The sequence below is a fragment of the Fibrella aestuarina BUZ 2 genome, assembly GCF_000331105.1.
GTDB classification, from domain to species: domain Bacteria; phylum Bacteroidota; class Bacteroidia; order Cytophagales; family Spirosomataceae; genus Fibrella; species Fibrella aestuarina.
In genome coordinates, this window is the sequence record NC_020054.1 from 931,148 (window position 1) to 948,651 (window position 17,504).

General features: G+C 53.1%; 17 protein-coding genes and 1 tRNA gene. 14 read left to right on the forward strand and 4 right to left on the reverse strand.

Annotation, left to right across the window (positions count from 1 at the left end; translation table 11 throughout):
• The first annotated feature begins 107 nt into the window (after window positions 1–107).
• The 10 genes from FAES_RS03665 to FAES_RS03715 all read left to right on the forward strand — a co-directional run bounded on the left by FAES_RS03665 (window position 108) and on the right by FAES_RS03715 (window position 10,512).
• Complete coding sequence (locus FAES_RS03665) at window positions 108–1,565, forward strand: hypothetical protein (protein WP_015329849.1); 1,458 nt, start codon at window positions 108–110, stop codon at window positions 1,563–1,565.
• 64 nt (window positions 1,566–1,629) lie between these two features.
• Entirely contained in the window at window positions 1,630–2,154 is a 525-nt protein-coding gene (locus tag FAES_RS03670; protein ID WP_148289283.1) for a hypothetical protein, read from the forward strand.
• A gap of 193 nt (window positions 2,155–2,347) precedes the next feature.
• On the forward strand, window positions 2,348–3,004 hold the full coding sequence (locus FAES_RS03675; RefSeq protein WP_015329850.1) for a hypothetical protein: 657 nt from the start codon (window positions 2,348–2,350) through the stop codon (window positions 3,002–3,004).
• Between the two features lie 387 nt (window positions 3,005–3,391).
• Complete coding sequence (locus FAES_RS03685; RefSeq protein WP_015329851.1) at window positions 3,392–5,146, forward strand: hypothetical protein; 1,755 nt, start codon at window positions 3,392–3,394, stop codon at window positions 5,144–5,146.
• A gap of 17 nt (window positions 5,147–5,163) precedes the next feature.
• Window positions 5,164–5,442: a hypothetical protein gene (locus tag FAES_RS03690; RefSeq protein WP_015329852.1), complete on the forward strand. Its 279-nt coding sequence runs from the start codon at window positions 5,164–5,166 to the stop codon at window positions 5,440–5,442.
• Window positions 5,443–5,571: 129 nt separating this feature from the next.
• A complete protein-coding gene (locus FAES_RS03695) occupies window positions 5,572–6,186 on the forward strand; it encodes a hypothetical protein (protein ID WP_015329853.1) in 615 nt (204 codons plus the stop codon).
• A gap of 138 nt (window positions 6,187–6,324) precedes the next feature.
• A complete protein-coding gene (locus FAES_RS03700; RefSeq protein ID WP_015329854.1) occupies window positions 6,325–7,398 on the forward strand; it encodes an NAD-dependent epimerase/dehydratase family protein in 1,074 nt (357 codons plus the stop codon).
• A 104-nt stretch (window positions 7,399–7,502) separates the two neighbouring features.
• Window positions 7,503–8,468, forward strand: coding sequence for a glycoside hydrolase family protein (locus FAES_RS03705; RefSeq protein ID WP_015329855.1), 966 nt, complete (start codon window positions 7,503–7,505; stop codon window positions 8,466–8,468).
• 139 nt (window positions 8,469–8,607) lie between these two features.
• Window positions 8,608–9,432: a phytanoyl-CoA dioxygenase family protein gene (locus FAES_RS03710; protein WP_015329857.1), complete on the forward strand. Its 825-nt coding sequence runs from the start codon at window positions 8,608–8,610 to the stop codon at window positions 9,430–9,432.
• A gap of 114 nt (window positions 9,433–9,546) precedes the next feature.
• Window positions 9,547–10,512 (forward strand): glycosyltransferase family 2 protein, encoded by a 966-nt coding sequence (locus FAES_RS03715; protein ID WP_015329858.1) that lies wholly within the window; start codon window positions 9,547–9,549, stop codon window positions 10,510–10,512.
• 87 nt (window positions 10,513–10,599) lie between these two features.
• Here the strand turns inward: FAES_RS03715 and FAES_RS03720 are convergent, their stop codons facing one another.
• Window positions 10,600–11,481 carry an OmpA/MotB family protein gene (locus FAES_RS03720; protein ID WP_041257510.1) on the reverse strand — a complete coding sequence of 294 codons (882 nt, stop codon included), beginning with the start codon at window positions 11,479–11,481 and terminating at the stop codon, window positions 10,600–10,602.
• Between the two features lie 343 nt (window positions 11,482–11,824).
• Between FAES_RS03720 and FAES_RS03725 the strand changes: the two genes are divergently transcribed.
• Window positions 11,825–12,730, forward strand: a complete 906-nt coding sequence (locus FAES_RS03725) for a DUF1444 domain-containing protein (RefSeq protein ID WP_041257512.1) — start codon at window positions 11,825–11,827, stop codon at window positions 12,728–12,730.
• A 67-nt stretch (window positions 12,731–12,797) separates the two neighbouring features.
• Here the strand turns inward: FAES_RS03725 and FAES_RS03730 are convergent, their stop codons facing one another.
• Window positions 12,798–13,499, reverse strand: coding sequence for a 3-keto-disaccharide hydrolase (locus FAES_RS03730; RefSeq protein WP_015329861.1), 702 nt, complete (start codon window positions 13,497–13,499; stop codon window positions 12,798–12,800).
• Window positions 13,500–13,589: 90 nt separating this feature from the next.
• Window positions 13,590–14,663 (reverse strand): hypothetical protein, encoded by a 1,074-nt coding sequence (locus FAES_RS03735; protein WP_015329862.1) that lies wholly within the window; start codon window positions 14,661–14,663, stop codon window positions 13,590–13,592.
• Window positions 14,664–14,851: 188 nt separating this feature from the next.
• Between FAES_RS03735 and FAES_RS03740 the strand changes: the two genes are divergently transcribed.
• On the forward strand, window positions 14,852–15,535 hold the full coding sequence (locus tag FAES_RS03740) for a TVP38/TMEM64 family protein (protein WP_015329863.1): 684 nt from the start codon (window positions 14,852–14,854) through the stop codon (window positions 15,533–15,535).
• A gap of 20 nt (window positions 15,536–15,555) precedes the next feature.
• Here FAES_RS03740 and FAES_RS03745 read toward each other — a convergent pair whose 3' ends face one another.
• The gene (locus tag FAES_RS03745) at window positions 15,556–16,491 is read right to left on the reverse strand and encodes a metallophosphoesterase family protein (RefSeq protein WP_015329864.1); all 936 of its coding nucleotides are present in this window, start codon (window positions 16,489–16,491) and stop codon (window positions 15,556–15,558) included.
• Between the two features lie 140 nt (window positions 16,492–16,631).
• On the opposite strand from FAES_RS03745, the gene FAES_RS03750 reads away from it, so the two are divergent.
• On the forward strand, window positions 16,632–17,312 hold the full coding sequence (locus tag FAES_RS03750) for an alpha/beta fold hydrolase (RefSeq protein WP_015329865.1): 681 nt from the start codon (window positions 16,632–16,634) through the stop codon (window positions 17,310–17,312).
• Window positions 17,313–17,420: 108 nt separating this feature from the next.
• A tRNA-Arg gene (locus FAES_RS03755) sits at window positions 17,421–17,492 on the forward strand.
• The last annotated feature ends 12 nt before the right edge of the window (window positions 17,493–17,504 follow it).

Sequence of the window (17,504 nt, forward strand, 5' to 3'; positions counted from 1 at the left end):
AGTAATTGCCGTACGCTCAATAGTTACACCAAAAAGGCCCTAAGAAGTATTGACTTCTTAGGGCCTTTTGGTGTATTTACCTACCATTTATTAACACATCTACACATATGAGTAAGGCAATTGGTTCAATGAAGCTACTTATCCTCGCTATCCTATTAATTGCATTTGGTTGTCAACCAAACGAAATTGATTCGGTAAGCGAGTCTGACGTGGGTACGCTAACTATAACCTCAGCCAAAAAATGGTTCGATGCTAATTACGTCGAATCAGGCCTGACAATCAATGGTCGGCAGGCCGGCGTTGGCAACACCCGTAAAGAACTCAAAAAACAAACGCGGTGGAACGACGCCTACACCGTACCAACGGCGATGGGCGATGCCGTAGTGGTGCCATTGACATGGGAGCAAAACTTGCTACCTCGTTTTCGGAAGGGAGGAGGTAGTACCGGAACGTTGTCAAAAGAAGACAGTCGACTGGGCCTCGATCACCTCAGCTATGCGATGATCTACAAAGACAAAAAGAAGAAGGAGACACTTGAACTGGTCACGGCAGTGCCGGATGCTGAATGGGCCAACAAGCCGACTACCGCTTTTTCAGGCATTACCTTCGTCGAAGACTGGAAAGGGAATTTCCTACGAGGCTACGAATACAAAGCGGGCAAAGTGGTGGGTGAGATCAGCCCGACAAGCAACGGCAAAAAGAACGGACGGCTTTGTTTCTCGCAAGTTGAACTTATTGTTGTTCAACGGGTCTGCACCAAGCAAAATGGCGTACTGACTGACTGTTACATCACTACCCATTCGGATGGTTATGAAACCGTCGCTACTGACTGCGGCGGCTCTACGGAATATACAGGACCAACGACAGTCAATGAAACGCCCACCACTATTGAATACCTCACGCCGATATTAAAAGTAGTTTCGATAAATGTTAAAACTCTTGCAAGCAATGTGGTCAAGATTATTATTGACCGATTGAATGATCCTTGTAAAAAAGAAGTATTAAATGAAATCATTGGTAATGCCGGGTGTTCAGATGATAAACTTGGAGCCGTCATCAATAAAATAATAAGTGACTTAAACGGAGGGTCAATTAATAATAGCATGCTCGAAATAACGGTTGGCGAAAAAGATTTAGGAGGAACAAGAGTGGGACAATACGAACCGACTTCCGGCATTAGTGGAACACTCTGGTTAAGTACCCCAAACCTTGCTGAGGCCGGTCGTGAGTATATTGCTGCTGTACTGATACACGAGTTCGTGCACGCTTACATGTCAACTTTTCTGATTAATGGGCAGATTGATGACATTAGCAGTCCGAAAGTTCAGCATGAAACGATGGTCAAATACGTTAGTGCTATGACAGATTACCTGGAAGCACGATACAATGTTCCGCTCAGTGCCGCAAGGGCAATCGTTTGGAGCGGTTTACAAGGTTCAAAATATTGGACAGGAGAAAATGGACAAAATCCCCTATTTACGGAAGATCAAAAAAGAGAAATCCTTACCATCAGTGAGGCTTGGAGAACCGGCAAGGCAGGTCGATACAAATGTCCTAGAGAATAAATTTTTTTATCTGTTCATACTTATATTTTTTCTCCAGACGACAGCTTATTGCCAGCAAGTCAATGTGGAAAAAAAACATAAGATAGACAGCATCACACAGCTATCCTTCTCGGCTATTCACCCTCGTGGAATTACAAAAATGACAATGCCACCAAGTGAGTTTATGATTGAAGGCTTTATAGACGCCCGTGAGCACGTATCCCAAGACTTTCCGGATTGTTTTTTTGGCGTTGATTGGGTGAGTTTTCGACTAACGGCACCTAACAAAGTTGACAGTATCCGAATAACGGGCGATTATTTACCAGAGTACCTGACTGATTTTTTCGAGTCTCGTGTATTAGCAAGCCAACCCTATTGGCGGTATGTTGATCATACCAACAGAGGCCCAATCACTATACGAATGCCTGTTTTTATACTGAACGAAACCGAGAAGTGCGTCGATGGTGCCCCGAAAGAATTACTGGCTTTACGGGCGGCAGTTATCCGTTTATATAAAAAGGCATCGCTGCGTATACCTAATTTGGAGGCTGTTCAGGAAAGCAAAAACGTTGTCATGCTTGGGCAGCTTTGTCTTTGCCCTATCTATTAATCAAGACTCACTGTCCGCAATAGTCAGCTACTGCTTTAGCGCAGTAGCTGACTTCGTTATTAGCGTCCCCTTCTTTCGATTTATCCAAACGGCACATTGGTGAGTCGATGGCGTTCTCGCAGCAGGAGATTGCAGCCTTGACATAAATCGTGTAATCAATTGATATTGGCTTGAAAATTCCTACATCACCGGCATGCAGCTTTACTACGTTTACAGACGTGTAGGTAAGCGGACGCGGAATAGCGTAGTCTATGTAAGTGCCCGCAGCAGTAAGGCAATTTGTCTCTTCCTGCTACTTATCTGGGCTACTCAATTGAGTTTTTGCCAGACGGTTGTCGAGAAAAGTACGATTCAGCTTTCCTTTTCTGCGCCTCAACCGAAAGCAACAGGGGTGGCCCCACCAATGCCACCGAGCGATTTCATCGTTCGCGATTTATTGGATGCTATGAAAGCAGCAAACCAAGATTTACCCTACTGCTTTAACGCTATCGACTGGGTAAGCTTTCGACTCACGGCTCCCAATACAATTGACAGCATCCGTGTATCGGGGGAATTTCTACCCAACTACCTGACTGACTTTTTCGAGTCGCGGGTGCTAGCAAGTCAGCCTTATTGGCAGTATATTACTCAGAATACGCGTAAGTCGATCAGAATCAGGCTTCCGGTTTCTTTTTCTAACTACTGCCTGGATAGTCGTGAACCGAAACCTTCGCAACAATATCTAGACGATATGAAAAAGGTCGATTCAGTCAGCAGCCAACCGAGGCGGTTTGTGCGCGGCTTGAAAGCCATGCAGGAAAGCGAGAGTGAAGTCATGCTTTGGCCTATTTATTTTCACAGAGTAAAATAGTTTACTAACTCGTGAATGATTGGCGAGCAACCAGAAGAGCCTCGTTATGTTTTTAGCATAACGAGGCTCTTCTGGTTGCTCGCGTTTGCGTTGGTAATTCCTACTACTAGTGTGTATCTGAGCAGTAACCAGCTTAGGCCGCCAACGTCCCGTTCGACTTTTCGAAAGCGCATATCGGTGAGCTGATGGCCTTTTTGCAGGAAGAGATTGCGCGGTTGAAAGCATAAGCGAGTCGATCAGGTGGGGGTAGCCAATGGCACAAATCGAGGGAGAGCTTCGCCGCTAGGCCGAGGTGACAAAAACGCCCGTTAGCTGAATTTCGAAGCCAATAGCACCCGAAGGTTCGCTAACTTCTATGTTACTTTGCCTTGATTTAAAGGCGAATGTATGAGCGAACTGTTTACGGAAGTGCAGCGTCCTGCGGCTCGGCGGGTGCAGGAGTGGAAATGGCTGGTGTGGTTGCTCATTGGGGTGCCGGTGGTTGCCTTCTTCGGGTTTTTCTGGTTTCAGGCCGTCAATGTACCCTATCAGGACGATTTCGACGGCCTGCTCGAACCCGCCATCGCCTTCAGCAAACCCAACCTGACGATCGGCGATATCTGGACAGCCTACGCCACGCAGGACGACGAGCGCCGGATCATCACCAACCGGATGGCGGTTCATGCCCAGTACCTGCTTACGGGGGAGTTTAACTTTCGCACGCACATACTGGCTGGCTCGCTGGTACTGCTGCTGGCGCTGGGCATCTTCTGGGTGTGGTTCAGGCGGAGTGGCTGGTCGCGCTGGCTGTTTGTGCCGGTCCCGTTTATTTTGTTCCATCCGCAATATTTCGACGCTATTCTGTGGCCGATCATCCCGTTTCAGCACGTGGCGGTCTACATCTGGGCGTTATTGGCGATCTGGCTCCTTAGCCGCGATACCCGCCGAACGTTTGGATGGGCGATCGTAGCGGCGGTTGTTGCGCTGCTCTCCGACGTGACGGGCCTGTTACCATTTGTCGTGGGGGCGATGCTGCTGGTTATTCAGCAGCGCTGGCGGCGGCTGGCGGTGTGGATTGCCGTAACGGCCCTTTCGCTGGGTACGTATTTTCATAATTTCGAAGTGCCCGGCTACCGGCCGTCGTTTGCCGACAACATCAAACTGCCGGGCACAATGGTGCAGCTCTGGCTGTCGATGCAGGGCCTGTGGGTCGATGCCGTTCCCCGCCTGTCATTCTCGATTCGTCTGGCGCTAACGATCGTCGTGGGGCTGGCTGTGGTTGGCTTATGGGTAAGCACCTTCTGGAAAAGTGCGGCGCTGTACCTCAAAAATCGGCAGGTGCCCAACAAACAGGCCCTGTTTCTGTATGGCGGTGTGCTGCTGTTCCTGGGTGTGTTCACGCTTTTTGCAACGGGGCGTACCGTCGAGGGGGTGCAGGCGGCGTTTATCACACGCTACCGGTTTATGCACATGGCCTGGCTGGTGCTGCTCTACCTGCTGCTGCTGTTCCGGTTGCCCGACCGGCTCCGCAATCAGTCGTGGTTGGCGGGCCTGGCGGTTGGGGGCAGCATCCTCTACAGCCTGACCATGTGGTTTCAGTACGCTTCTGAAGCCCGGCTGTTCCGGCAGGCCCTGCTCGCCGATTTGCACAGCTGGCAGCATCACCGCATCCTGCCATCGACCCCCATCTATTTTTTGCACAAAAAGGTAGTCGACGACTGGATGGAGCAAGCCGAAGCCAAACGCATCTTCCGCTACGAGAACCCACAGCTCGAAGCATTGGCGCAGGCACCGGTGGCGGGGAAAGCCGATATACAACTAATCGAAAACGACGAGCGCCTTGGGGTTAATCTGATCAACATGCCGCAACCCGGCTTTTCGCCCCTCGCCGACGTATATGTGCTGATCAACGAGAAGAATGCTGCCTACGATGGAAGTCAAACACCGCTCATTTTTCCAACGGTTTCTACGCGTTCGTCGGTGTTTGGCTGGCTGCGGTCTGGCCGACTGCTCAGCACACCGTATATGGCGCAAACCATCCTGAAACAATACCTCACCGACCCAAACCCGACCATCGAAATCGGTGTTGTTGATGGTGAGCGGGTTGTTCGGTATGAGACAGGGCAAAACCCAACTTTATCACTACCTTTGCCGAAAAATTAGGCCATAATCATTTCGCTATGAAACGCGTCGCGTATATGGGTGTGTTTGCGCTGGCTAGCCTCTCGCTGGCTTCGTGCGACTACCAGAAAAACAATACCATCCGGCAGGAAGACTTCCGTAAGAACGATGTCAGCGCTGATTACAAAGCCGGTGATCCTGAAGTGTATGGTCGGGGTAAGGATTCGGCCGCCGTTCAATCGACGTATAAATACACGCCCAATCCAGAACTGGATCAACGCACGCAGAAAATCCGGGAGAAGCTGTTCGGCAACGGCAGCATCAATCAGGGAGCATAACGGTTGACGGTCAAGGTCTAAAAGTTCAAGGTGTAAGGTTTATTGGCTAAAGTTGCGTTGCTAACGTACCCGACGAGCATCCGCAATGTAACTTTAGCCAATAAACCTTACACCTTGAACTTTTTTCGTATGAGCTTTCTACGATCGCTTTTTGGTCCCAGCAAACAGGAAATCTGGCAGCAACTTGCCCACGAACTGAATGCCCGATATACCGACGGAGGTCTTTGGCATAAAAGCTTCGTCGATGCGTCGGTGGGCGAGTGGACCGTCAGGCTGGATACCTACACCGTGTCGACGGGGAAATCGAGTATTACCTATACCCGGATGCGGGCGCCATACATCAACAAAGACGGCTTCCAATTTAAGATTTACCGGAAAGGGCTCTTTAGCGATATGGGCAAATTCGTCGGGATGCAGGACATCGAGATTGGTCATCCGCAGTTCGACGAGGATTTTATCCTTCAGGGAAATAACGAGACCAAAGTCCGTCAGTTGCTGACCAATAGCACCATCCGTCAGTTGTTCGACGTGCAACCCACCATCAGTCTGGAGGTGAAGGATGACGACGGCTGGTTAAAGCCGCGCTTTCCGGAGGGTGTCGACCAACTGTATTTTCAGGTCACCGGTATTATCAAAGATGTCGACCGGTTGAAAGCGCTGTATGATCTCTTCGCGGAAGTCCTTCATGAGCTGACGCGCATCGGCTCAGCCTACGAAAGTGACCCGCAGGCTGAGTTACGATAAAACGCTCACAGGCTGGTAGGGTCAGTTAGCACACGGTGCCAAGCAGTATAACTTTTTTGTGTTACTTTGCCTCAGCGAATTGTAGGTCCATTTAGGACTTTTTAGATAACATATATTGACAGACAAGCCATTGACGCTATGAATATTGCACTTGTTACAGGCTCAGCAGGCCTCATCGGGAGTGAATCTGTTGCCTTTTTTTCAGATAAGTTTGATCTGGTTGTTGGCATCGACAACAACATGCGGCAGTATTTCTTTGGTGCCGACGGCTCGACCGAGTGGAACCGTAACCGACTGGAAGAGGCTTACTCCAACTACGCCCACCGCCCCGCCGACATCCGCGAGGTGTCGCAACTGGAGCCGATTTTCCAGGAGTTTGGTGCCGATATTAAACTGATTGTGCACACCGCCGCGCAGCCCAGCCACGATTGGGCCGCCCGCGAGCCCTTCACCGATTTCTCGGTAAACGCCAACGGAACGCTCAACCTGCTGGAGATGACGCGGCAGCATTGCCCTGAAGCGGTGTTTATCTTCACCTCGACCAACAAAGTATACGGCGACAACCCGAACTTCCTGCCGCTGGTTGAGACCGAAACGCGCTGGGAGATCGATCAGAACCACCCTTACTTCGAGAACGGGATCGATGAGTTCATGAGCATCGACCACACCAAGCACTCGCTGTTTGGCGCTTCGAAAGTAGCGGCCGACGTACTGGTGCAGGAATATGGCCGGTATTTTGGCATTAAAACGGCCATTTTCCGGGGCGGTTGCCTCACCGGCCCCAACCACTCAGGCGCGCAGCTGCACGGCTTCCTGTCGTATCTGATGAAGTGTGCTATCACTGGCAATCAATACACGATTTTCGGCTACAAAGGCAAGCAGGTACGTGATAATATCCACAGCTACGACCTGGTGAACATGTTCTGGCATTTCTACCAGGACCCGCGCCCCGGCGAGGTCTATAACGCGGGTGGGGGTCGTTATGCCAACTGCTCGATGCTGGAAGGCATTGCCCTCTGCGAAGAGATTTCGGGCAACAAGATGAACTACACCTACTCGGAAACAAACCGCATTGGTGATCACATCTGGTACATTTCGGATCTGTCGAAGTTCAAGGCGCACTACCCCGGCTGGAACTGGACCTTCGATCTGAAGCAGACACTTGTTCAAATCCACGACAGCATGGCGGCCCGCCTTGGGCAACACGCATAAACCAGTTTGGCGTTTGTCGTTTAGGGGTTGTTGCAGCGTCAGTGCCGAGCCAGGTACGTTGGCTGCGTGACACGCCTTGAACGACAAGCGCCAAATTTCATTCTATGACTTGGAGTAAGAAAGGGCTGGTGTTCAAGCCCGAGGGAACGCTACCGTTTAGCCAAACGCACGCTCAGGTTCCATTTGGTTTTCCGCTGCCCGATACCAACCGGCTGCGTGTCTATTTTGCCACGCGCGATGCGCAACGCCAATCGGCCACCACATTCGTAGAACTGGATGCCAATGATTTGTCGAACGTGCTCTACGTGCACGATAAACCTTGTATTCGGCACGGCGAAGTCGGTACGTTCGACGAGACGGGGGTTATGCCTTCGTGGTTCCTGAACGTTCCTGGAGCTGATGGAACGAACGAAATCTGGCTCTATTATACGGGCTGGAATAAAAGCGAAACCGCCCATTACCGCCTTGGTATTGGGCTGGCCATCAGCCGCGATGGTGGCCTCACGTTTGAGCGGGCCTACACGGGCCCATTGCTCGACCGGTACATCTTCGATCAGGTGTGGGTCGCGCAGCCGTGCGTCATGCGCGAGCCGCAACCCGACGGCACTGTACGCTGGCGGATGTGGTACCTGTCGTGCACCAAAATTGAGCTCATCGACGGCCATCCCGAGCCATTCTACGACGTGAAATACGCCGAATCGGCCGACGGGATCCACTGGAACCGTACCGGGCAGGTATGCGTGGGCTACGACGAATTTACCGACGCCATTGGCCGCCCGACCGTGTTCAAGGAAGGCGATCTGTACAAGATGTATTTCTCGTATCGGTCGGCCACGCACTACCGCACCGACGTGGAGCGTAGCTACCGGATCGGCTACGCTGAATCGACGGACGGTATCAACTGGACGCGCCGCGACGAGCTGGCTGGCATCGAACGGTCGACGGACGGCTGGGATGCCCAGATGATGGATTATTGCCACATTATTGAACACCAAAACCGCTGGACGATGTTCTACAACGGTAACGGCTTTGGTGCATCGGGTTTTGGCTACGCCATTCGGGAAGACTAACTTGCTTTTGGAATCATAATTGCCGAATTATGAGGTAGATCATAGACGGTATTGATCCAGAACAGCGCGGCCCCGGCCCCGGCGGTATGTACTTCGTGTCGTGGCAACAGGCCACCAGTCAACTCATCTACAGATTACTATGCTTACTTCTGCGCAGATAGAACAGTATAAAGAGCAGGGCTTCCTGCTGTTGAAAGGCGTTTTGCCGAAAGAAGTCATTGAACCGATTTATCGGGAGGCGCGCGCCATCTTCGCCAAGCAAATTGAGCGGGTATTGGGCCAGAAAGTCGACATCGACGATCGCGATGCCTTCGAGGCCGCCATGTTCGCCTTTTTCGAAGCTGATTTCAATGCCTTTTCGAGCACCGGCAAAACCGTACAGCACACCATCGCCCTGCACAAGCTGGGCGTGAGCGACGAGATCATCGACGCCATCAAAGCGCTGGGCCTTACCGAGCCGGTGATTGCCGTTCGGCCATCGATGCAGTTTAACAGCCGCTTTCTGTCGAAAGATGGAAATACCTACTGGCGGCTGGGCGCGCATCAGGACTGGCGCAACGGGCAGGGTTCACTCGATAGCGTAGTGGTGTGGTTCCCAATGGTGCCGGCTGGTGAGGAAATCGGTGCGTTGCAGGTCATTCCCGGCAGCCACCGCGACGGGCTGATGCAGGCCGACGCTGCTGGCTACGCCGGAGTAATTGGCGAAGAGATCGACGATAGCCGCTACGTGCAGACCGAATACGAGGTGGGCGATATGCTCTTCTTCTCGGCGCTGCTGGTCCACCGTTCGGGCAACAACGTAACGCGCAACATCCGTTGGTCGGTACAGCTTCGGTACAACAACCTGGCCGAGCCGACCTTCATCGAACGCGGCTACCCCATGCCGTACATCTACCGCCCGCAGGACGAACTCATTACCCCCGATTTCCCGACATCCGAGCAGATTCGGGAGGTGTACGCTTAAAATAAGTCCGGAGTACTTAGTCCGAAGTCTGGAAAGTCGTTGTGGTGTTGCTTACACATTGAGCTCACTAAACTGACTTTCCAGACTTTGGACTAATCACTTTGGACTCCAAGTATGAAAGTCAGCGTTTGTATCGCCACGTATAATCAGGAGAAGTTTATTGGTCAGGCTATTGAGAGTGCCCTGGCGCAGCAGGTAAACTTCCCTATGGAAATTCTGGTTGGCGACGATTTTTCGACCGACAATACCCGGGCCATCGTTCAGACCTACATCGATCGGTATCCCGATCTGGTCAAGCCCGTGTTTCATCCGCGGAATCTGGGGCAGAATGGCCTGTTCAACGCGATGGAGACCTTCAAACTGGCCAAGGGAACGTACCTGGCTTCATTTGATGGCGACGATTACTGGACCGACCCGCTGAAGCTACAGAAACAGGTCGATTTCCTAGACGCTCATCCCGACTTTGTTGCCTGCTACCACAACGCCCTCATCACCTACGAAGACGGGTCGCCCAGCCACATTCTCAACCCGCCCGATCAGCCAGCCGTATCGACGCTCGATGACCTGATCGGTGAGGATGAAATCTGGTTCATGGCGACGTCGAGCGTGCTGTTTCGCAATGTACTGCATACGTACCCAGCCTGGTTCATGCGCTCGGTGAGCGGCGACATTCCGCGCTATATTCTGCTGGCCAAACACGGCAAAATCGGTTACCTGCCCGATGTGATGTCGGTGTATCGGAAAAATCAGGGAGGCACCAGCTTTACTGATAAGTACCACGATGCCGGGTTTCTGCGCAACCGCATCGACATGTATGAGGGCATCAATCAGGAACTGGACTACCGCTACGACCGCAAGCTGAAACGGAACATCGCCCGGTATTACAAGATGATGCTTGAAAGCGAGCAATACCGCAATCGCTATTACCCGCGTAACCTGCTGGCAGCGAAATACCTGTGGTTGGGTCGCCCCGATGCGGCCGAACGCAAACTGATTCTGCAGCAATACATCATTCCGCCGCCGCTGATGCGTCTTTACAGCCGCGTTGCCATCGGGCTGGGAAACAAACTGCGCTCGTAGCAGACGCTGCCAACGACCCTGTCTAAACGGTAACAAAAAGCCCCCGGCCAATACTTGGCGGGCTTTTTGTTACGCTATGCAGCAGGCTTATTTGCCTTGCGAGCCGCTCGACAGCAGGTTGAAGAACTGATCGAGTTTGGGCGTCAGGATGATCTCGGTGCGGCGGTTTACGCGACGGCCTTCCGCTGAAGCATTGTCGTCTTTCGGGATAAACTCGCCCCGGCCACCAGCCGTCAGGCGCGTGGGGCTAACCCCAAATTTGGTTTGCAGCAACCGCGACACGGCCGTAGCCCGCAGTACGCTCAGGTCCCAGTTGTCTTTCAGCACACCCGATGTAAACGGAACGTTGTCGGTATGGCCTTCCACCAGGATATCGAGTTCGTTATGGTCGTTTACCACTTTGGCTACCTTCGCCAGTACGGCTTCGGCCTGCGGGTTGACGTCAAACTTACCCGTGTTGAACAGCAGTTTGTCGGAAATCGAAACGTATACGACGCCTTTCTTCACTTCTACCTGCACGTCCTGATCGTTGATGTCGGCCAGTGAGCGTTTCAGGTTCATCACCAGCGCCAGGTTGAGCGAGTCTTTGCTCCGAATCTGGCTGTTGATGTTGTTGACGTACCGGGTTTGCTCGTTGAGGGTTTCGAGCGATTTCTTGATACTTTCGGCACCTTGCTTGCTCACCACCGAGAGGTCGCTCATGCGGTCGAGCAGGTTGGTGTTGGTTTTCTTGAGGTAATCGATCTGGCTTTGCAGATCGCCCATCTGACTGGTCTTGGTAGCCAGTTCAGCATCTCTGTTCTTGATAGTTGCCTGGAGGTCAGCGGTGCGTTTCTCGCAGTTGTTTAAGTCGGCCACAGTTTTCTCGTGGGCGGCTTGGAGGTTAATCAGTTCAGCTTTGCGCTTCTTGCTGGCCGCGCAGGATGAGAGCATTGCCAACCCTGCACAAACGATCAATACATTCTTCATGAATAAATAAAAAAGTGTTGAGATTCCCTCTCACTGTTAGTTGAGGTAGGCACCGCATCGGAGAAATGGCCCTTACTACTGCCAAAAACAAAAAACAGAGCTAATTCTCCCATTACGGAATCACAAAATTAGCATTATTTCGGGAAATGCCGGTAGGTGCTTAAAAATCAATGGTCTACAGGCTGTTAGGCGGTTGGCATAGCCTGTGCCGATAGTTGTCATTACTAACTAATTTGTTAGTATACTACTGTCAACCCTGGAAATTTATTCGTATCTTTCTAATACGATGTTTGGATTATTTCGACGTAAGCAACCCGCCGCAGCGCCCATCGGTTTTAGTCTTATGCGTGAACAAGTGCATCCTTTACCGGCTCACCTAACGAGCTTACTGAACGCGGACGAGTACAACGAAATTTTGCAGTTGACCATCGAACAGATCAGTTTGAAGGGCAATGTGGAGTCGATAGCGGCGGATGGCGTCATTACGATTCAATTCGATAAGCAGAAAGGGCCAACCCGGTTCTACATGGATAACCTGCTTCGAAAATGCAAGGCAACCGACCGCGATGACTGGCCCGCTCTGATTGCCGGGCACGTGAAAGTCCTGCCGATCAACAGCGCGGCAATCACGTACATCTACAAAGACTTTGAGTTTGCCGCACCCCTGCTAAAGGTGCAGGTGAAGCCGTCGGGTTTTGCCAAAGACATCATGCAGGACTGTGTGTATCGGGAAGACTTTCCAGGTACGTTCACGTTTCTGGTCATTGACTTTGAAGAAGCGCTCCATTACGTGCGCCGCAGTGAAATCGGCGATTGGGCCGTCTCGGACACGTACCTGTTTGATACGGCGCTGGACAACGTAGCGCGCGAGGAGCTAAACCTGACCGCCTACGAACTGGCCAATACGCTCACGGTCTTCAGCCTGTTTCATAACGACTTTGCTGCCGCGGCGGCAGTCGAGCTGACCCGCAACGCCGAAGATGTGGTGGGGGCTTACGGGGCTGTGGTGAGCATTCCGGCCAAAGGCACGGTGTTTATTCACCCCATCGAGGCCGACACGGTGATGGAATACATCGTGGCGTCGCACGAGATGATCCACGATTTTTACACGCAGGAGGTGTATTCTGTCACGGAAACGTATTACTGGTTCTACGAAGGCCGTTACGAACGGTTTCCGTTGCGGGTTGAAGGGAGCAGCGCCTACCTGTCCTATCCGCCCGGACTGATTCGGTTGCTGGAAACCGACTGATATGAAAAGGCCGCCATACCAAGATGTACGGCGGCCTTTTTTGGGTTTGCCAAGCGGAGGCTGACGCTTACAGCTCGCGAATGCGCATGTTGCGGTACCACACCTTTTCTTTCGGGCTGTGGCACTGAAGGGCAATATGCCCTTTGGCGTGCGGCGTTGCGTAGGGCCACTTCGCAAATTTGCTCTTCGCAAGGTGGGCCTTCCAGTCGTCGCTGCCGTAGTGGTACTCTACTACTTTTTTGCCGTTCAGGTAATGCTCAACGTGATCGTTGTTCACCACGATCCGGCCTTTGTTCCACTCACCGATGGGTTTGATGAGGTTTAGGTTGTTGGGCTCGTACATATCGTAGGCTGCGCCGGTGAGCTGGCTTTTGGCCAGTTCGATCTTCTTACCATCCTGATCGCGCCAGTCGAAACCTTTGTCGTCGATCACCTGATACTCGGGGCCCGACATATAGGTGGTGGCGATATCGGGGCGGTCGTCTACTTTATAAATGACGCCGCTGTTGCTGCCTTTCGGGAGCTTGAATTCAAATTCCAGATCGAAATTTTCGTAGGCTTTATCGGTAACGAGGTCACCGCCTGTGCCGTCAGGCGTCACGGCGCCGTCTTCAACGGACCAGCCTACAACACCCGTTTTGTGGTAGCTATGCCAGCCCGTAATGGATTTACCCTCAAACAGGTTAACCCATTTGTCTTTCTGGCCGAAACTCATCAGGCCCACGGTCGCTGAGGTAAGCAGACCCACGGTAAGCAACGTCTTTTTCATGTGAATGTGCGTGTGTTTACACAGTAAAGGGGGCTACTGCCAATTTCTAAGCAGTAGCCCCCTTCTATAAAGACAAACGAACGTACCTGACTACGAAGCCATATCGCGTGCTGCCTGCGGATCGTTGTATTTCCGGTCGAGGCCGTCGGTCGATTTTGTGTCCGAGCGGTCGCCGTCCGTATCGAGCATATCTTGTGCTTTCACGCCGCTTTCATCCATTGCCTCGCGGGGTTGATTCTGCATCTGAGCGGCTTCGTTGGGCCGTTCGTCGGGGCGGTATTCGTTGGCCGCATCGCCGTTAACCCGGTAGGGGTGCGACGAATCACCCGTGTTGGGCGTCTCGTCCATTCCTTCGTCGTCTGGGCCGGCCGACATACCCACGTACTGCGTGCCGGGTACCGCCTCGCCTGGTTCGACCTGATCAGGCGTTGGTTCTACGCCGTTATCGGCTACCGACATGGTTGATGTCGGTGTGCTGGCGCTGTTCGTACCGTAGTAGCCTGTCGTTGGAAACTGCGAAAACCCAACGGCATTGCTGCGCGCGTTGATCTCGTGCGACCGACCCGGTTCGCTCGGCTCCGTGATCTCCGGCCGGTCGGGTTGGGGTGAACCGGGCAGGTCAGGAATCTCGGGGCCGGGTGAGGGCGGGGTGGGGGGCTGTGGCGTTTCGGGAGCGGCTGGCACCGGGTTGTTCGGGTCGGGTGTCGACGGTGTTGTTGGCACCATATCAGCACTGATCCCCGCAAACGTATTGGTCTGGTCGGCACCGTTGGCCTGCGTGCGGTCGGTCGGGGTTGACTCATTGGCCGCGGCTGTGTTGGCTGGCTGGTTGTCGGTCAGATCGGCCTCGGCGATGGGGCTATCTGCTGGCATCGTTTCGGCTTCTCCATCGATACCGTCCCCTACCCGTAGTGCAGCGTCTGAGTTTTCGTAGGTCTTTTCGTCGTATCCCTGAAGACTCCGCTCTTCATCACTGCTGTAGCGATTGCGGAGTTGTTCATCCATAACGTCGTCATCGGTGTCGCCAATGGGCGTGAGCTTACCGTCGACGAGTTTAACCATGTTCGTTTCGGCCTGATCGGTGCCAAACATGGTTTCTGCATTCTCATTAGAGACCATGTTGGCCTGTTGTGCGCCGTCGGAAAGAGCTGATGATGCAGCCATATTCGTGGTGGTTTAGTTGTCGGAAAATATGTGCCTGTTTAACCCCCGCCGTCTTGAATAGTTTAGAAATGTGATGATTCGGCGATTGGCTTATACCGAATACTGGACGGGAAAACCATTGGCCCGGATATGGTGTCTATTAAGTATCGTTTGTGTTTCGTTATTCACACTCCCACCCCTACGAACCAATGGCGAATCGCCTGCAAAAGGCTCTGACGGGCCCGGCGTTGCTCGGCCTTTTATTGTCTGTTCTGCCTGTCCTGACAAGTTCCTGGATTACGTATTACGCGGTCAATCACGAAGCGCAGATTGCCTTATTTACGACCTCAGACTGGGCCCTGATCACGCTGGTGTGTAGTTTGGGCTGTGCGTTTGCCCTGATGCTGCCGACGCCGCTGGCGCTTGTTTTTGGCTACTTTATCGGCTGGCAGGCAACGCTCCCTCTGTTCATCATCAATATGTCGGCCATCCTGCTGGTCAATCTGGTAGTACGCTGGTTTGACCACGACCGCATCCGTACGCTAATTGAACAGAACCCGAAAGCGGCTCTGATCATGAGCCGTATCCGGAAGGAGGAGCTGAAGTTTATTTTCTTCGCCAAACTGTCGCCTGCGCTCCCATTTTCGCTTACCAACATGGTGTTTTCGCTCTCGGGCGCGCAACTGCGCAACATTCTGCTGGGCGGCTTTTTGGGGATGGTGCCCCGTACGCTACTGGCTATCTGGACGGGTGCTCAGGCGCACCACATCCGCACGCTTATGGACAATCCGAACCAGGGAACGAGCACGCAGATTGCGGTGGGCGTCTTGCTGCTGGTGTCTGTTGCCGGGCTGATCTCGGTGCTGAGCCATGCGCTGAAGCCCAAAGACTGACTGAACCTGCCGCATCTGGCTTAATACGTTACGTACTGGTTCTGAACGGAGCCGTCCTCGTAAAGGTCGACAAGGGCGTAGCCAGCCTGCGTATGCTGGTAGTTGCCAAACCACCACGCCCCGCTCACGGCCCCGTTGCAGTAGTAGCTGACGCCGTTGTAGTCGACCCGATCGGTGAGGTGAATATGGCCGCTAAGGCACGCTTTCACATTTGGGTGTTGATGAAACAGGTCGACCAACTGGCGGGCGTCGGTGTGCATCCATCGGCCGGGTACGTTCCAGGTCTGTCCTTCGTAGCGTTTCCCGTCGAAGAAAACGCAGGCGGCCAGGATAGGTACGTGCGAGAAAACCAGTACGGGCGTTGTGGCAGGTACGTTGGTCAGGTCTTTTTTCAGCCAGTCAAATTGGGCTTCGTCGAGGTGAGCGGTGTACCAGCTACCGTTCGTATTGGCCTGCACGCTATCGAGCACAATGAGGTGCCAGCCGTTCCGATCGAGGCTATAATAGGGCGTAGGAAGCTGCAGGTTATCCATCGCCCACTGTTTCCCATCGGCGAGTGCCTGCGTCGATTCTTCACGGCACCAGATGTCGTGATTGCCCACGCAACTCAACGTGCTGAGGCTGTTATTTGCGGCGAGTACCTCGTTATAAAGGCGCCACTGACGCTCAACACTGCTCCGGCCGCGCCCGTGGGCTTCCATAATCGCATCGCCGCCGTTCATCAGCAAATCGGGTGGCTCGGGCAGGTTCTGAACATGGTGGAGGCAACGAGCAAACCCTTTGGCTGCTCCCACAACCGACTGCATGTGCACGTCGGTCAGATGGGCAATGCGCAACTGACGGTTGGGGGCCCGATTAGAAACGAGTGAGGCAACGCCTCCTGTCGGCGTTACTTGGGGAAGCGCGAGCGAGGCAAGGCCCACACCGCTAGTTTTCAGCAGGTTCCGGCGATTCATTGTCCGTGATCTTGCCAACAAAAATGCCAGTGGGGTATGATGTGTACGTGAGCCAAGCGTTACCAATCGATTAAGGCTCGGTGCGTGCTGCGCTTTTTCGTAATGTTGCCGCAACAAACGCACGGCCTCCGTGTGCTTTTATGCGACTCATTTACATTCACGGCTACGTGGAAGATCCGGGTATTTTCGATCAACTGGCGCCGTTACTGCCCGGCGAAGACGTGCTAAAACTGAATTTGCGGGACGAATTTGCCCGCTGGAACCCAGCGGATCGGGGAGTCAACGTGTCGTCATTGGCGGCTTATCTGGCCGGAACGTATCAGATTGACCCCGCCGATGTAGTGATTGGGCACTCGATGGGCGGCTGGATTGCCGTTAATCTAAAAGCACAAACGGGCTGCGGGGCAGTGCAGATTTCATCGTATACCGACCCACGCAAAATCGTGACCGTCACCCGCAACATAGCCCTATTGCGATGGCTGGTACGCATCGGGCTGGTACAAAGCCTGCGCTTTGCCCGCTATGCGCTGAGCAAATACCCATTCGAGCAGTCGCGGGCCCTGCATCGGCAACTCATTGACGCCATGCGCGCGCAACCCCGCCGCTACATTTATCAGCAGTTGCGCGTGTTGCTGGCCCCCCCCGATGTGCCACCGGCCATGCCTGATGTACGCATTCATACCCGCCCCGACAATGTCTTACGCGCCCCCGACGAGCCTTATTACGAGACATCCGGCGATCATTTTAACCTGGTGTTTCACCCTGATGAAGTAGCGGCTCCCATCCTGACGTACCTGGCAAAACGACGGGCAACAACCTGATTGGTGTACCCTACCGAAACAAAATCATCAGGCGCCACTACCGCAATTAATCGGCAACGTGTATATTTGCACTCCCAAACAGGCCGCAAGGCTGCTGTAAGGGATGCCGCTCCCGTAGTTCAATGGATAGAATTATGGTTTCCGGTACCATCGATAGGGGTTCGAATCCCTTCGGGAGCACAAAAACCGTTT

Excerpts from the sequence above, each read along its gene's own strand:
- FAES_RS03695 (WP_015329853.1), top strand. The coding sequence starts at position 5,572 with ATGAGCTTTCTACGATCGCTTTTTGGTCCCAGCAAACAGGAAATCTGG.
- FAES_RS03750 (WP_015329865.1), top strand. The coding sequence starts at position 16,632 with ATGCGACTCATTTACATTCACGGCTACGTGGAAGATCCGGGTATTTTC.
- FAES_RS03725 (WP_041257512.1), top strand. The coding sequence starts at position 11,825 with ATGCGTGAACAAGTGCATCCTTTACCGGCTCACCTAACGAGCTTACTG.
- FAES_RS03745 (WP_015329864.1), bottom strand. The coding sequence starts at position 16,491 with ATGAATCGCCGGAACCTGCTGAAAACTAGCGGTGTGGGCCTTGCCTCG.
- FAES_RS03685 (WP_015329851.1), top strand. The coding sequence starts at position 3,392 with ATGAGCGAACTGTTTACGGAAGTGCAGCGTCCTGCGGCTCGGCGGGTG.
- FAES_RS03735 (WP_015329862.1), bottom strand. The coding sequence starts at position 14,663 with ATGGCTGCATCATCAGCTCTTTCCGACGGCGCACAACAGGCCAACATG.
- FAES_RS03730 (WP_015329861.1), bottom strand. The coding sequence starts at position 13,499 with ATGAAAAAGACGTTGCTTACCGTGGGTCTGCTTACCTCAGCGACCGTG.
- FAES_RS03665 (WP_015329849.1), top strand. The coding sequence starts at position 108 with ATGAGTAAGGCAATTGGTTCAATGAAGCTACTTATCCTCGCTATCCTA.
- FAES_RS03710 (WP_015329857.1), top strand. The coding sequence starts at position 8,608 with ATGCTTACTTCTGCGCAGATAGAACAGTATAAAGAGCAGGGCTTCCTG.
- FAES_RS03720 (WP_041257510.1), bottom strand. The coding sequence starts at position 11,481 with ATGAAGAATGTATTGATCGTTTGTGCAGGGTTGGCAATGCTCTCATCC.
- FAES_RS03690 (WP_015329852.1), top strand. The coding sequence starts at position 5,164 with ATGAAACGCGTCGCGTATATGGGTGTGTTTGCGCTGGCTAGCCTCTCG.
- FAES_RS03740 (WP_015329863.1), top strand. The coding sequence starts at position 14,852 with ATGGCGAATCGCCTGCAAAAGGCTCTGACGGGCCCGGCGTTGCTCGGC.
- FAES_RS03700 (WP_015329854.1), top strand. The coding sequence starts at position 6,325 with ATGAATATTGCACTTGTTACAGGCTCAGCAGGCCTCATCGGGAGTGAA.
- FAES_RS03675 (WP_015329850.1), top strand. The coding sequence starts at position 2,348 with ATGCAGCTTTACTACGTTTACAGACGTGTAGGTAAGCGGACGCGGAAT.
- FAES_RS03705 (WP_015329855.1), top strand. The coding sequence starts at position 7,503 with ATGACTTGGAGTAAGAAAGGGCTGGTGTTCAAGCCCGAGGGAACGCTA.
- FAES_RS03715 (WP_015329858.1), top strand. The coding sequence starts at position 9,547 with ATGAAAGTCAGCGTTTGTATCGCCACGTATAATCAGGAGAAGTTTATT.